This window comes from Desnuesiella massiliensis, from assembly GCF_001403615.1.
GTDB classification, from domain to species: Bacteria; Bacillota; Clostridia; order Clostridiales; family Clostridiaceae; genus Desnuesiella; species Desnuesiella massiliensis.
In genome coordinates this window covers 869,914-884,970 of the sequence record NZ_LN879456.1, presented here as the reverse complement: position 1 = coordinate 884,970, position 15,057 = coordinate 869,914, and the positions used below count along the sequence as shown (strand labels likewise).

At 29.3% G+C, this 15,057-nt stretch carries 16 protein-coding genes; 9 read left to right on the top strand and 7 right to left on the bottom strand.

Going from position 1 to position 15,057, the window contains the following annotated elements; translation table 11 throughout:
* The first annotated feature begins 46 nt into the window (after window positions 1–46).
* A complete protein-coding gene (locus BN2665_RS15020; RefSeq protein WP_055667909.1) occupies window positions 47–1,156 on the top strand; it encodes a hypothetical protein in 1,110 nt (369 codons plus the stop codon).
* 490 nt (window positions 1,157–1,646) lie between these two features.
* On the opposite strand, the gene BN2665_RS27070 is transcribed toward BN2665_RS15020, so the two are convergent.
* Both BN2665_RS27070 and BN2665_RS15015 read right to left on the bottom strand, forming a co-directional pair.
* Window positions 1,647–1,817, bottom strand: a complete 171-nt coding sequence (locus tag BN2665_RS27070) for a hypothetical protein (RefSeq protein ID WP_154674958.1) — start codon at window positions 1,815–1,817, stop codon at window positions 1,647–1,649.
* A gap of 93 nt (window positions 1,818–1,910) precedes the next feature.
* A complete protein-coding gene (locus BN2665_RS15015; protein WP_195892702.1) occupies window positions 1,911–2,522 on the bottom strand; it encodes a hypothetical protein in 612 nt (203 codons plus the stop codon).
* 319 nt (window positions 2,523–2,841) lie between these two features.
* On the opposite strand from BN2665_RS15015, the gene BN2665_RS15010 reads away from it, so the two are divergent.
* The gene (locus tag BN2665_RS15010) at window positions 2,842–3,186 is read left to right on the top strand and encodes a helix-turn-helix domain-containing protein (RefSeq protein WP_055667907.1); all 345 of its coding nucleotides are present in this window, start codon (window positions 2,842–2,844) and stop codon (window positions 3,184–3,186) included.
* A 12-nt stretch (window positions 3,187–3,198) separates the two neighbouring features.
* Here the strand turns inward: BN2665_RS15010 and BN2665_RS15005 are convergent, their stop codons facing one another.
* The 4 genes from BN2665_RS15005 to tnpA all read right to left on the bottom strand — a co-directional run bounded on the left by BN2665_RS15005 (window position 3,199) and on the right by tnpA (window position 6,267).
* Window positions 3,199–3,498, bottom strand: a complete 300-nt coding sequence (locus BN2665_RS15005; protein WP_055667906.1) for a DUF960 family protein — start codon at window positions 3,496–3,498, stop codon at window positions 3,199–3,201.
* A 34-nt stretch (window positions 3,499–3,532) separates the two neighbouring features.
* Window positions 3,533–4,069 carry a JAB domain-containing protein gene (locus BN2665_RS15000; RefSeq protein WP_082435920.1) on the bottom strand — a complete coding sequence of 179 codons (537 nt, stop codon included), beginning with the start codon at window positions 4,067–4,069 and terminating at the stop codon, window positions 3,533–3,535.
* 216 nt (window positions 4,070–4,285) lie between these two features.
* Window positions 4,286–5,233, bottom strand: coding sequence for a hypothetical protein (locus BN2665_RS14995; protein ID WP_055667905.1), 948 nt, complete (start codon window positions 5,231–5,233; stop codon window positions 4,286–4,288).
* A gap of 557 nt (window positions 5,234–5,790) precedes the next feature.
* Window positions 5,791–6,267 (bottom strand): IS200/IS605 family transposase, encoded by a 477-nt coding sequence (tnpA, locus tag BN2665_RS14990; protein WP_055665884.1) that lies wholly within the window; start codon window positions 6,265–6,267, stop codon window positions 5,791–5,793.
* 68 nt (window positions 6,268–6,335) lie between these two features.
* Between tnpA and BN2665_RS14985 the strand changes: the two genes are divergently transcribed.
* Entirely contained in the window at window positions 6,336–6,521 is a 186-nt protein-coding gene (locus BN2665_RS14985) for a hypothetical protein (protein ID WP_055667904.1), read from the top strand.
* Window positions 6,522–6,734: 213 nt separating this feature from the next.
* Here BN2665_RS14985 and BN2665_RS14980 read toward each other — a convergent pair whose 3' ends face one another.
* Entirely contained in the window at window positions 6,735–7,583 is an 849-nt protein-coding gene (locus BN2665_RS14980; protein WP_055667903.1) for a hypothetical protein, read from the bottom strand.
* A gap of 539 nt (window positions 7,584–8,122) precedes the next feature.
* Here BN2665_RS14980 and arsM point away from each other — a divergent pair.
* The 6 genes from arsM (at window position 8,123) to BN2665_RS14950 (ending at window position 14,978) form a co-directional block, all read left to right on the top strand.
* Entirely contained in the window at window positions 8,123–8,914 is a 792-nt protein-coding gene (gene arsM / locus BN2665_RS14975) for an arsenite methyltransferase (protein ID WP_154674956.1), read from the top strand.
* A gap of 381 nt (window positions 8,915–9,295) precedes the next feature.
* On the top strand, window positions 9,296–9,571 hold the full coding sequence (locus BN2665_RS14970) for a hypothetical protein (protein WP_074042347.1): 276 nt from the start codon (window positions 9,296–9,298) through the stop codon (window positions 9,569–9,571).
* Entirely contained in the window at window positions 9,572–11,518 is a 1,947-nt protein-coding gene (locus BN2665_RS14965) for a hypothetical protein (RefSeq protein WP_074042318.1), read from the top strand.
* A gap of 96 nt (window positions 11,519–11,614) precedes the next feature.
* The gene (locus BN2665_RS14960) at window positions 11,615–11,962 is read left to right on the top strand and encodes a hypothetical protein (RefSeq protein ID WP_055667902.1); all 348 of its coding nucleotides are present in this window, start codon (window positions 11,615–11,617) and stop codon (window positions 11,960–11,962) included.
* Window positions 11,963–12,257: 295 nt separating this feature from the next.
* Window positions 12,258–12,635 (top strand): BlaI/MecI/CopY family transcriptional regulator, encoded by a 378-nt coding sequence (locus BN2665_RS14955; protein ID WP_242865958.1) that lies wholly within the window; start codon window positions 12,258–12,260, stop codon window positions 12,633–12,635.
* Window positions 12,636–12,638: 3 nt separating this feature from the next.
* Window positions 12,639–14,978 carry a M56 family metallopeptidase gene (locus BN2665_RS14950; RefSeq protein ID WP_055667901.1) on the top strand — a complete coding sequence of 780 codons (2,340 nt, stop codon included), beginning with the start codon at window positions 12,639–12,641 and terminating at the stop codon, window positions 14,976–14,978.
* Window positions 14,979–15,057: the final 79 nt, after the last annotated feature.

The following is a 15,057-nucleotide window of genomic DNA, read 5'->3' as shown; positions in this document are numbered from 1 at the left end:
TATTACAGAAAATGCGTAATTATTTTTATAATTAAGGAGGTCTATTATGTATATACATACATTAGAATTAACATATCGTACTGATTTTGAGATGTATACTAATATATTTAATGCATCTTTGGAATATTGTCGAAGTCATGGAAAAAGCTTTTATAATTTAAAAGATAATAGGAGAAATAATAAAATACTAAAGGAAGTAGAATTTGCAACTTTTAGCTGTAATTATAAATGTTTTGTTTGTGAAGCTTTTAGTGATATTGGTATAACAATTTTGTTTGTAAATTACAATAAAAATAAGACTATATATTATGGATTACATCTTATACTGAATCCTCAAAAATTAATAGATAAAGACAATTATATTGAATTAACAAGTAAGAGTGATATGAAGCAGTTTGAATTAAAATTTAATAAAAAATTATTTAGTATTAGTGATTATTTTCCTACATTTGAAGAATTTTCGCTTTCAAGAGTTGATTATAGTTTTAATTACAACTTTTATAATCAGGAATATGCTAAAAATGTAATGAGAATATTTAAGCGTGCTGCGCAAATAAATAAATTAGAAGAGTATAAAAGTTATGATAAAACTCAAAAGAAATTAGTATCGCCTAAAGATTCAATTTACTTGTGGAATAAATCAGTAAGAATTAATGTATATCTTAAATATAATGAAATGACTAAAAAAAATATTAAAAATAGAGATATTAATAAGGCAAAAGGAATTATTCGGTTTGAAATTCAGTGTAAACAAAGTAAGTTGTACAGTTTAAAAAAAACTTTTAGTATCAAAAATATGAGACCGAGTAACTTTTTTCGAGAAGATATTTATTGCTATATTTTTCAATTCTATTTTAAAAAGATATTTGGTAAAGGTGATTTTTATAAGTATAATGATGCTAAAAAAATAATTTGTTCTAGTAAGAAGATTAAAGAAAATAGTAAAGTACTAATGCTTAAATTTTTAAAGATAGTTAGTATAAAAAGAAATATAAATAAAGCTATTGATGAAATAAAAGGCTTAGGCTATAAAATTAATGAAATAGAAAAAGTTATAAAAAGTTTTGATTCTATTGGTTTAAATTTAGTTACTGTACCAAGAGAATCAAAATTTGAAGATTTAAAAAATCCAATACATTATATATTGGGAAAATAATATTGTTTTTATAAGTAATTTATTTTTTAGATTTCTCAGATTAATTTTCTTTATTTTTTTCATTTGACATTTTAAGAGCTGATTCAAATAAGTCAAATCCTCTTTGGATAACATTGACTACCTTTAAAATCAATTTTAGTATTTCCATAAACTCACTCCTTTAAAAATTATTATAAAAGAAAAAAGGCATTGCTGCCTTTAAACTATTTCAATTAGTTCAAGTTTTTATATGGAAAGTTTCTTTGACATATGGGACATTTTAATGTTTTTTTATATTATCACTCATGTATCTGTCATCACCTCTGATAAAAGAATAAACTATTAGAAGATATTTAAGATTATAGATGTAATAATATCTTCATAATAAATAGCAACTATATTATTTTATAATGAAATACAATTTTAAATAAAAAGAGCATGAGACAATCATACTCTAAAATATTTTTTGGGTAATTAGCTTTAATGCTTTATTATAGAAATAAGCTGTAGCTTAGCTCCAGAAAGTTCTGAAAAACCATTTTCTTATTGCAACGAAAACAAATCCACCTATAATAGGAAAACCAATAAGATAAGTCCAGTCAAAGGTTTTCTCAGTAATCATTCCTATAACGCAAAATATCAATCCTACTATTGCACCTATTTTAAACCATTTTATTAACATAAATTTCTATCCCCTCTATATTTTTTATTAGTTCTAGCTTATTGAGACAAATGTACTATTTTCTCCAGAAGCAGTTACCTAGAATTTCTTATACTATTGATTGTCAAAAGAATTTCCAACGATGAATAATTGAGTATTTTTACCACCAAGCCTATTTTCAACATCACTTAAGCCAATAGGATACCCATATAAACTTACTCTATCACCATTTTTTAGATTTCCAGTACTTCCCATTACAAACATATCAGTTATTGTTCCATCATCACTTATAATTACAATTTGACCAGCTTCTTTGCCACCTAGAAGTTTAGACCAATCGCTTCCTGCAGGATACTCTTGGATGTCAGTTATCTTTCCAGATATTTTTACTACCTTTCCATAGTAATTCCAAGGCGCTTTTGCAACTGCAGTTGGTTCTGGTATAGTTGCAATTGACTTTAAATCTGCATTCGACTTTATTATGTCTACTGCAATACTTATGTTCCCATTTTTTTCTATATCAGTTTCGGTTGTATTCCAAGTTGGTTTTTGTACTTCATCTTTAGTTGGTTTAGTATTGGTACTATTAGTAGATAGGTTACTTTGGCCTACATTGTTTTTATCAGTTTGTCGAGTACTTGAATCGTTGGAGTTACCAACTGCTGCAACTATACATATAGCAATTATAATTCCAACTACTATTCCAAGCTTCTTAAATACTCCCATCTTTAGTCGAGCTCCACAGTTTGGACATGTTTTTGCTGACTTAGCCACTTCTTTTTGACAGACTTTACATAATTTCATTTTACTCATGATGATACCTCTTCCTCCTAAATATTTTTGAAACTGATATAATTGATTTCTTACGCTAAAATTATTTAGCACCAATTATGATATAAAATGTCATAACGACTATTATTTAGCCTAATTTGATTATACATAATATTACAAAAAAGTTCAATACTATAGACACTAAAAATATAAGTGTCTATAGTATATTGAAGCTGTGTAATAAAAACTCTATTTTAATTATAGAGGTGAGTTTATGAGTCAGATATCAAAATTAATTGGAGAGCAAATTAGAACTTTTAGGCAAAGTAGAGGATTAAGTCAAGAACAGCTTGCTTTAAGAGCTAATTTAAATACGACATTTTTAGGACAGGTTGAAAGGGGCATAAAGAAGCCAACTATAGATACTATTGAAAAAATAGTAATAGCTTTGGACATATCTTTTGAAGATATTTTTAATTTTGATAAAAATATACCAACCTATAAAGATACGGGAATAATTGATAAAATAGCTTTTGAACTAAATGGAAGGTCACATGAAGAACAACAAGCAGTATATAATTTTGTAAAGCAAATATTGGAATTCAAGGATAAAAAGTAAGAAATTGTATTGTTAATAGTCATTGGAAAGTAGCATTGTAGAATCGTTTTTGCTACATATTACATATATTTTAGCTATAATAATTTTATTTGTAGTTACAATTAGTTCTTCTTTAAATGCTGGATTTTCTTGAGAGTGTATTATTTTTTGTTTTCTATTTCCATTTTGGATTGTCTCAGTAAGCTCGAATATTTGAAGATAATCTTTTTGTGTTACGTTCATCACTTCTATAGAATACCATAAAATATTTTGTAGAAATTCAGGTATTGTTTCGGAAATTCGTTTTGTAATATACTTTTTTCCATTAAACATAAGTAACTCCTTTCAAATTGATTTATGAGTTATTCTATAAAAATCCTTTTTCTTTTAAGCTTATAAAATTTTCATCTCCTATAATTATGTGGTCTATAATATCTATACCAAGCAGTTTACCACATTCTTTAATTCTATTAGTAATATTGATATCTTCATTTGAAGGTTCTAGATATCCAGAAGGATGATTGTGTGCGACAATTAATGAAGCTGAATTGCTTAGAATTGCGGGTTTAAAAAGCTCTCTAGGATGAACTAAAGAGCTATTTAAAGTACCGACACTAACTACATTAATGCTAGTCGGTTGATTTTTTGTATCTAAGCAGCAAGCTATAAGTAGTTCTCTATCAGAATTTTCGATAAAATCTTTAATAAGCTCATAGGCATCAGAAGGGCTACTAACTTTTCTATTTTTATATAATATACTGGATTCACGAACCATTTTTATAGATACAATATCAACCCTTTTATAATGGGATGCTTTTTTAGTATTAGTGTTATTATTGATTAAGTTTCCCATAGTCAATTGATTTTCTTTAACTTTTTCAGTGAAATAATCATTTTTATACATAATAGTACCTCCTGTTTTTTATTAAAATGAAAGGTACTTAATCTTTAAATGACTAAGTACCTTTGGTAGCTAAGTTAAAATTGGATTTAAAGTTACTACAAAAATCTATATTATAAAATATAGTTGGTTATAATGATATTATAAGCTCATAACTATAATATATAATTAAGTTTATTGCAGAACCAAATTTTAGATGATAGGGGTATTTTTATATTTTTACAAATCCTTTTTTAAGGTTATTTTTAATTCTTTTCCGCGCAATTGCTCAATAATATTTGAGTTTGTATCTATACTGTTAGAAAAAACTTTTGATACTGTGTAAGAAATAAAAAAACCTAAAATTGTTAGAGTATAGGATGTACCAAAAATGTATTCTATAAATGGTACACAGGATTTAAATAGACTATCTAAGTTTAAGATGTCAGAATATGTATAAAAATATTTCAAGCCTTTATTTACTATTAGTATAAAATTACGTAGATTAAAATCGTTAATGACTATATTTTCAAATAGATGGTAACTACTTTCGTTCATAGCGTAGAATATTCCAAATGTAAAACCAGTAATTATTAGATTAAATATATAGACAAAAAATAGGTTAAACATTAAGAAAATAAAATTATTGAATTCATCAATGATATATTTTAAGAAGCAAACAGAATATACAATCGATATTAATATTGAAAGCATAAATAAAAAATTATTATCTAATTTTTGAAGAAAAGCTTGAAGAAAAACGGTTGAATAAAGAAAGAAAATTGAAAGTTTTCCTAAGTATAGTATTAGCTTGGATGATAACGATAACTTTTTATCACGAAAACTAATGAATCTTCCGACTCCTATAAAAAATAAAATAAGGAAGAACAATGCTATTATTCTTAGACAGAAAATAGAATTATATTTATCAGGAAGTACTCTTAAAACAGAAATAGCAAAAAAATAGATAATATATTCTAATTTTGTCTTAGAGGTTATTTTTAATAGATTTTTAATAGATTCTATTGATATATTATTAATATGAATTGATTTTTTCTTAGTATTTAATTTATACTTTTTTGTATTAGCCACAAAAATTTTTACAAGTTTTTCTTTTAAATATAAGGATATAGATAAAGTACTGTAAGCAATAAAAATATATGCAAGAATTTTTATTAATAAGTCCATTATAAAAATTACCTCCTAGAGATACATGCTAGTATTAGAATTTAGTTATATTTTATTGAAATAAGCAACATAAATCAAGTTCATGATTAGGATAAAACGTATATAATTTTAGTTGAATACAATCGTTAGAAAGAGCGATATTGAGTTAGTAATTTAAATAATTCAAGTTATATACTATAATGTGATTTTAAATGGAATGCACCAATATCAATGCATGAGAGTATATAAATTTGCTAACATTTTGCTAACATAATTTAAAATAAGAAACTACTATCCTCTGGATGGAAAAATTTGAAAAAACTATAGAATCATTGAATCTAAGAGGCTAGAAGGTGTAGGATTCCAGTGTTAATAAATACCAAAAAGTGCTTCTCATGAATGGGGTTCTAGAGGTCGCAGGTTCAAATCCTGTTACCCAGACCAAGTCATGTACCACCAGCTGAGCTGGTGGCTTGATTAAGCCCTATAAGGGCATGGTACTGGCGGCGCTACTCGCGCTCTGAAAAAACCGCCAATCGCAAAACTTTTACAGCGGCCACCCTCGTTGGGTGGCTTTTTTATTTGCTACCTTTTGCTGGCTCGCCCGTGAACGGGTCAATATATTCTTTCATACTTATCTGTTCTGCTATTTGATCTTCTTGAAGTTGATTTTGTATATATTTTGCAACTGCAGTTTTATTTCTTCCAACTGTATCTACATAATATCCTCTGCACCAAAAATGTCTATTACCATATTTATATTTTAAATTTGCAAATCTATCAAAAATCATCAAGCTACTTTTCCCTTTTAATATTCCCATGAATTTTGATACACTCATTTTTGGTGGAATACTTACCAGCATATGTACATGATCTGGACATGCATTTGCTTCTATTATCTCTACTCCATTTCTTATACATATCTCTCGTAGTATCTTGCCGATTTCTGCTTTATATTTCCCATATATTATCTGTCTTCTATACTTTGGTGCAAATACTATATGATATTGACACCTCCATTTTGTATGTGTTAAGCTTTCTATGTCGTTACCCATACGACACACCTCCTATGATATTTTGTTTTGCGATTTTCAGTCGCTTTCATTTTATCATAGGAGTTTTTTTGTTCAGAGCTAAAGCCATTTTATCCACTGGCATAGCCAGTGGTTATCAAAGCAAAATGATGAAAGTCTTGATTTCTCAAGGCTTTTATTTTTTTATAAAAGTATATGGTTGTCTCGTAGGAGCAAAATGGAGGCAAAAAATATATGCATTTTTAACTGTGAATTTTGGACAAATAACTCTATGATCAGAATTAATTTTTTAATTTCTTATTGAAAATATATAAGCGGTTGAATAAGGACAGTATTTCAATAAATAAAGATTTTGGATATAATAATATAGAAACATATGGTGGTGAAAAAATTATGTTAAAAGAACAAGATTTAAATATAATTAGATATATGGTTGCTTGTATAAATGAATTTGCTGAAAGATTTAGTATAAATGGACAGGAAGCTTTTCAAAAGCTTAACAATCGTGCATTTGGACTACATTTTCTTGGAATACCAAGGAAGCTCCTAAATAAAGGCATTGGTTCAGCTATGCTTAGAAAAATTCTTAAAATGTGCAGCAAAGAAAAACTAGATATTGTATTTATCCAGCCTCCTAAGAAATATGCAGAGCTATTCAAAAAGCTCAGGATTAAGCTAAGTCCACAGCAAAGTATAAATATGAAAAAGAACTGCCTCCAAGAATTGACAACCTCTCTGAAATTACCCTCTGTTTTTAAATCATCTTGGGCAACCTCCATACATTCTTCTATTTCTTCTTTTTTCCTAAGGCATAGTTTTTGTTCGCTGATCGGGTCTATAGTCCTTAAGTTTGATTTATCAATAGAGATTATAGACTCTAAACTTTCTTTAGAACTAAAGCCTGCATCTTCTAACTCATCTACAGCTATGCCTTTGAAAATCTGCTCCATCGGCAAAGCATTGTTTAAGCATATATCATATAGAGCTTTTACAAAAGGTTTATGCTTTATCTGTTGAAGCTCTTTATTCATACAGCTTATCACAGGCCTATTATTTACAAAGTTGTATTTTACCCAATTTAAAACCATAAGCTCCTTAGTTTCTTTACAGTAACGTATCTTTCCATACTCCACAAATTTCTTAAGCAGCTTTTCAATAGTATTACTATTATAGCCTGTCTCAACTTCAGCAAATTTAATAATGAAAGTATATATACCGCATTGAGTAGTACTTGAATTAGTCATGATATACATATAGAAAAACTTCTCCTCTGGTGTAAGCTCTGTAACAAAGCTGTCCCTCCAAAAACAGGTTTGAATTTGTCTATACTTTGCCATATATATTCCTCCATTTCCATAATCTTTGTTACAACTATTAAATATGCAAATGCAGGAGAAATTACAGGTTGCCATAAAATAATTTTTATTTTTTAAAATGCTGCAGGATAAAAAAGAGCTACAGAACTAATTTCTTAGTACTGCACCATCTCATTTAAAATCATTAACAACCTCAACAACCTCACTGAGCTTCTCTTTTGCTTTTAAATCATCCTGGGTAGCCTCCATGCATTCTTCTATTTATTATTCTTCTTCTATTTCTTCTTTTTCTTTTTCTTCTTCTTCCCCAGGCCATAGTTTTTGTTCGCTGCTAGGGCCTATAGGCCTTAAGTTTGATTTATCACTAGGACCTATAGGCCTTCTATTTTTAAAAGGATTTTTATGATAAACATTGAATAGTATAATAAATATATAATTGTAGTATTTTATGAAAGGAGATTATTATATAATTGTAGTGATTTTATTATTAAATATAATAGTAATTTTACTTTAAAAATTTTTTAATTTACTACTAGAAAATTTAAGTAGGAGTGAAAAAGATGAGTGATTTTAAAAAGGTAGATATTAGAAATGCTGTCCGTAATAGTTATAGGAAGATAGCTATTGGAAACCCAAAAGGAGATAGCTGCTGTGGTGGGAGTATTGATCTTAAAAAATCTCCAATAGAGATATCACGTAAAATTGGATATTCTGATGAAGAAATATCAACTGTTCCAGAAGGGGCTAATATGGGGTTAGGTTGTGGAAATCCCCAATTAATAGCTAATCTTAAAGAAGGTGAAACTGTTATAGACCTTGGAAGTGGAGGAGGATTTGACTGTTTTTTAGCTTCAAAGAAGGTGGGTCTTAAGGGATATATTATTGGAGTTGATATGACTCCAGAGATGATTACTAAATCAAGAGTTATGTCTAAGAAACATGGGTATAGAAATGTAGATTTTAGGTTAGGTGAAATTGAAAATCTTCCAGTGGCAGATAATACTGCAGATGCAATTATTTCAAATTGCGTTATAAATTTATCTCCAAATAAACAAAGGGTATATAACGAGGCCTATCGTGTATTAAAAAAAGGAGGTAGGATTGCTATTTCTGATATAGTTCTTATTAAAGAATTAACCAATGAAATGAAGCAAGATGAGAAGCTTTATTGTGGATGAGTTACTGGAGCATCTTCAGTTGAAGAATTAAGATTATATTTAGAAAAGGCCGGGTTTAGCGATATTAGCATTGAAATCCAAGAAGTTTCAGAAGAATATGCTGAAAAATGGGCACATAATTTAAAGGTTGGAGAATATATTATGTCTGCATCTATAAAAGCAAGAAAATTATAAAAGTTAAATCTACTGCTACAGTGCATAAATATTTACAAATGGTTTAAAAAAGGTATTATAAATAAAAATAACCTCGGGTTGCTCTAACGGGTTTACTTAAAGGGTGCAAAATCAAAAAATACAATAATATTTGAGTGCAAAATTACATTGATTTTTGCACTCTTTTATTTTGGCTTAAATCAATGGTCTAAAGGTATTTATATAATAAATTACATTGACTTTTACACTGCTTTTTACAGAAGAAAAAGCAAATGTAATAAATTCATTACACCTGCAAAAATGCTTGTAAAAATATATGCAGAAAGTTATGTAAAACTGTTTATTAATCTTAAAATAGTTAATAATACAAATATGAATATATGTTCTAAAAAGAGGTGTGTTATGGATTTTATAAAACCTAAAAACACTAATAAAGAAAATATTTCTTGGAAGATTTCACGTAGAACCAAATTAATAGTTGAATACTATGCTAAATATACTGAATATGAGGAAGATGAAGTCGTAGATATGTTTCTACAGAACATTTTAAAAGACAAAGATTTTGTTGAATGGCTTGGCACTCGTAGAAGTAAGAAAAAGATAGATGAAATTATATTCAGCAAAGATAATAAAGAAGTAGCCACAACTGAAAGTATTGAAGTTGAGGAGGATTTTTAAATGTCTAAACTAAAGGAATTAGCAAAGGAAACCTCATTAGATGTAAGTACAGTATGTCCATATGCAGATAAAGATTTAAAGCAGATGGATAAGGATTACAAGGCTCTATCTGCTACAAGTTTCGGTAAGAAATACAGGTATTTAGTTTTTGAACCCTCATATCTAAAAGAGCAATCAAAGATTTCCTCTGTTCAAATGAACCATTGCAACAATCCCTTTTGTAAGTGGTTTGGACTACCACAGCAGAAATTTGAAAATGTTAAAAGTAAACCATCACGTTATAAATTAGTTGGTGGTGGTGAGGAAAGAAAAAGAATTACTTGCAATGATGATGTTATTAAGGATACAGCAGGAATAAGTATGAATTGCACTGCTGAAACTGTATCAAATTGGTCTATTGCAGAAGAAATTAAAAGACTTATTAGTATTAATACCGTAGTTGATAAGGAAGTAACGTACACTTTTCATAAAGATGGCTGTTTAGATATTGACAAAAACCCTTTTGAAAATAGAGAAGCCTTTTATAGTCGTGGTAAAAGTACAGGCAACTCTCAAAAATATCAATGTAAGACCTGCAAGAAGATAACTAATGTTTTACCTACTGTGAGAGAAAACTTTAGTTATAATCAAAATAAGAATGATATACTTCCTCTATTTACGGAATTACTTGTAAGCAGAACACCAGTTAAGCGTACATGTGAAATACTTAACATAAGCCCCAAGACCTACTATCATAAGTTAGAGTGGCTCTATAGGAAGTGTCTTGAATTTCTTGATAGGTACGAAACCAAAACCTTTAAATCCATAGAATTTGATAAGATATGGCTAAATACGGATAAAATGATTTATTACCTTAATAATGTTAGGAGAAAAGGTAAAGGAGGACTACATTACGATATTGAGGACACAAAATTCCAAACATTCCTTGTAGCCAGTAGTGAATTATATTCAAGGTATGTATTTAGAGCAGATATTGCCTATGATTATACAATCACACAGGAACAGATAGAGGCTGATACAATTAAATATCATGATGACCACATATACAGTTTTGCAAGGAAAAATGAGATATTAAGATTTCCTTATGCTCCACAGCCTCCTACCCCTAATGATGATGAAACTAAAGCACAATATGAACTGAAACTCTCCGAGTTTAATAGAAGAAAAGACTATATAGAAGGTATGCACACAAACTCAAAATATACTTCTATAGCACATTATTGGCTTATTAATGATATGGTAAACTGCAACAAGTGGAACTTCATATCTGATGAAGATAGTGCCATTATAGACGCAGTTATGAGGGTTTTTACACAACCTATAAGTGATAAGCAATCTCACTACTTTCTATGTAAATTAGACCGTAATTTAAGTAAGAAAGAGGCTTATAATCTATTTACGGAGGCTATGAGAGAATTTAAAAGATGGATTAAGGATAATGGCAAGAACGGACTTTCCTCTTTTGAAATACAAAAGCAGATGATAGCAGAAAAACTGTCATATCATAGTCTTTATGACTATATAGTTAAAGATGGAAAGGGTTATCCTAAATGGGGCAAAAACCCTATTGAACACCCTGTACCATCTATTGATGAAGGTGTTCGATATGTAGACTGTATAACGGATTTATCAGATAAATCTCCAAATGAAATTGCCGATTATTTAGTAAGGGTAAACAGCCATTCAATTAATGCTTTCTTCAATCAGATAAGAAGGAGCATATCTATACTTGAAAGACCACTTGTTACAGCAAGAGGTGAAGGAAAGAGTTATATATACTCTAACTATAACCCAAAGTATGCCCAATACGCTATAACTATTTTGAGGACATTTTATAACTTCTGTTGGACTTTCAAAACTAAAGGTGAAGATATATTAACTCCTGCTCAAAGAATAGGTATTACTAAAAAACAGTTTAATTATAATGACATAATATATTTTTCGTAAGGAAATTTTAGTTTAAAGAGGTGTTTATTTATTTATGGAGAATAACACATATTACAACCATAAAATTGTAAATGAATTGGAGGTGAGATTAAGTTAATGTTTAATGAAATATGTATATATGAAGTCAAAATTGATAAACAAGAAGAATTTGAAGAACTTATTAAAGAAGTTGCTGAATTTTACAAATCACATACTGGTGTGATTAATGTAAACTATATTAAACGTACACATAGACAATCAGATTTTAATTCTGCAAAAAATGGAGAACCACCTATTAGATTAACAAGATTTCAAGGGAAGGTTATTTATATGCTTGTATGGGTATTGGAGAATGAAATAATACATGGAGAACTCACAAAAGCAGGACTTGAAAAATATTACAAGAGGTTTAACCGTTGTTTAACCACCATGCCTAAAATTTTACTTGGAGAAAATATCGTGTAGGTAAATTACAACCTTCTTATATTTTATAATACTTATAACTAAATATTAAATGTAAAAAAGTATGCTAAAATCATCAAATTAGCATACTTTTTTTGTGTAAAAACTATTGAAAAAATCTCTGTACTTTTTGCATTTGCACCTCTAAAGTAAACCCGTTAGGGGTTGCTCTGAGGTTTTTATTTTTTCAAAAGGACAAGGCCTAATATTTAGAAAATAATTCAAATTATATATTGATTTTTTATTCTACAAGCTGTAGCATATAATTATACTACAGCTTGTAGAGGGAGGTGATAACATGGGAATTAAAGAAGGAAAAATTTCAGATGCTGAAATGGAGATCATGAAGATAGTATGGAGTGCTGAGGGAGAGATTACCACTAGCGACATACTAAAGCTTTTACCAGCAGATAATTCATGGAAATTGACTACAGTATTAACCCTTGCCAGCAGATTAATGGATAAGGGAGTGCTGAAAGCTGATAAGAGGGGAAAGACTAATTATTATACTCCGGCTATGTCAGAGGAGGAGTATAAGCAGGTTCACTCCAAGGCATTTTTAGAAGAAATGCATAGTGGTTCTATAAAAAATTTTATAGCTACTATGTATAATGGAAAAGAAATTAGTAAAAAGGAGCTTAAAGAACTAAAGGAATGGTTTTTAGAGGAGATTTAAAAAATGCTACAGGAACTGTTTTATAAAATTTTTATGTTGTCTTTATCAGGAACTATAATCTTCTTTATTATAACTCTGCTTAGACCTATGACGGATAGATTTTTTTCACCAACTTGGAGATACTATCTTTTAATTTTAACTCTAGTAACTTTTATTATTCCCTATGGATTAATAATGCCAAATCTTCAAAATCCCTTAACTAATATAGTTAAATCTATGGATGCTAAAGAGTTAAAAGTCCAGGAGGTAGAGAATAAAAATGCGGTAGAGAGTAATGAGGAAAGGGATTATAAAGCCAAACCTAAGGAAAAAACTCAAGATTTTAAAATCGTAGAAAACTTAACTAAAGAAATAATGAACGATAATAATCATATTGGAATACTAAGTATAAGAGAAGTATTAGGAGCTGTGTGGCTTTTAGGTAGCATAGGATTTCTTATTAATGGATTCATAAGAATCTTTAAATTTAATAGGAAGTTAAAAAGTGCAAGTAGTGATATTGAAGTAGAAGATATAAAAGAAGTTTTCTATAAATGCTGCCAGGAGCTAAAAATTAAAAAGAAAATTGGTATAAAGCTCTGTGATAAGGTGGGAACTCCTATGGTCACAGGCATAATTAAGCCCGAGATAATCCTTCCTAGAGAAGATATGAATTTAGATTTTCTAGAAATGGTATTTAACCATGAATTAATGCACTATAAGCATAGAGATTTATGGATTAAAATTGCCTCCTTCATCATAAGGAGTATTCATTGGTTTAACCCTATTATATATCTGGTAAACAAGGAGTTAAATAAGGCCTGTGAATTGAATTGTGATTGGAAGGTTATTAAAGATATGAATAGGCAGGAAAAGAATTGTTATGGGCTTGCTATTTTAGATACAATTAATCATTCATTGGACAATAAAGGGGTATTATCAACTGCTATGGCTGACAGCAGTAAGAATGAATTGAAGAGGAGACTAACTATGATAAAAGTGAGAAAAAAACCTAGAAAGTTAATAACGATACTATCTATAATAACAGCAATGGTAGTAACTTTAACCTCCGTATCTATGGCTAATGCATTTGGCAAAAATATTAAAGGAAATAAGAGCATAGCAGCTATGATTAAGGCAAATAAAAGCATTGCAGTTATGATTAAGGAAAACCAACTATTAAGTTTGGATTTAGAAAATGGAAGTAAAGCTATAATAGATAGAGGAAACGCATTAAATAGGCCAGTTATTTCGCCAGATGGAAAACATGTGGCCTATACCAAGGAGGGAGTTCTTTATATAGGAAATACTTCCTCAGATTTAGCGGATAAAGTGATAGAATGTGCTAAAGATGTGGTAAGCTACGGATGGAAAGATAGCGAAGAGATAGCTTATTCTGCTCAAGAAGGTGGTCTTAATAGTTATAATTTAAACAATAAAAAATATTCTTCATACATTAAAAGTGAATATAAGTATGAAAATATTACAAGTGATCACAAGGAAAATTTGTATGCTGAAGTATATAGGTACTATACCAAAGATGGCGGTCAATATATAGAAAATAAAGGGATTTTAAATTTAAATACTAAAACATTAAAAGATAAAATGATAATATCTTCAGTTCCTATGAATGAAGAAGGTACAGAAATGGGCTTGAAGCCTAAAATTGCTGGCATATCTAAAGATGGAGAATATCTTTATATATGGCGTAAAACTTCAGCAGGTTCACTAAATTCAGATGGAGTTCCTTTTGGCACTTATGAAGTAAAAAGCGGAGAGTTCATACCTTGCAAGGATGAGAATGTATTTGCCTTGGCTTATAAGGATAATTTAGCTATAAATCCCTTAGATGGAAAGTCACCAGTTATAAATAATGGCGGAATAAGAGATATGAATATAAATAAGACCTTAGGAAAAGTTGATGTGGCAAGCTGTGAATTTACTAATATATTGCCAAAGGATATGATAGCTACAGAGGGACCTTATGAACCTGCAGCTAGCGGAATGTCAACTATGACACCTTCTTTCTCCCTAGACGGAAAAATGGTGGTATTTTCAGGAGCTGAGGCCACAGAGAATGTAGAGCAATGGAATAAGGAGCCTCATAATATATATAGAGTAAATCCTAATACGAAAAAAGTAGAAAAGTTGACTAAAAATAACACTTTTGATTTTGCACCTTCCTATATATCGGATAGTGGAGATTTAGTTTTCCTTAGAAAGACTGCAAAAGACAAGGCATCCCTATGGAAGCTTCAAGGAGATACAGAGAAGTTAATGGTAGATGAGATAAATTTACGTAAGGATGACTTCTATTATGGACATTACAATACTGAAAACATTCTAGATATTTACGTAGAATAAGCTTATATAGAAATAAGAACTCTGCGTCATAGATATAACTTAAGAAATAGCTCTTCAGCATACTGAACAGCTATTTTTT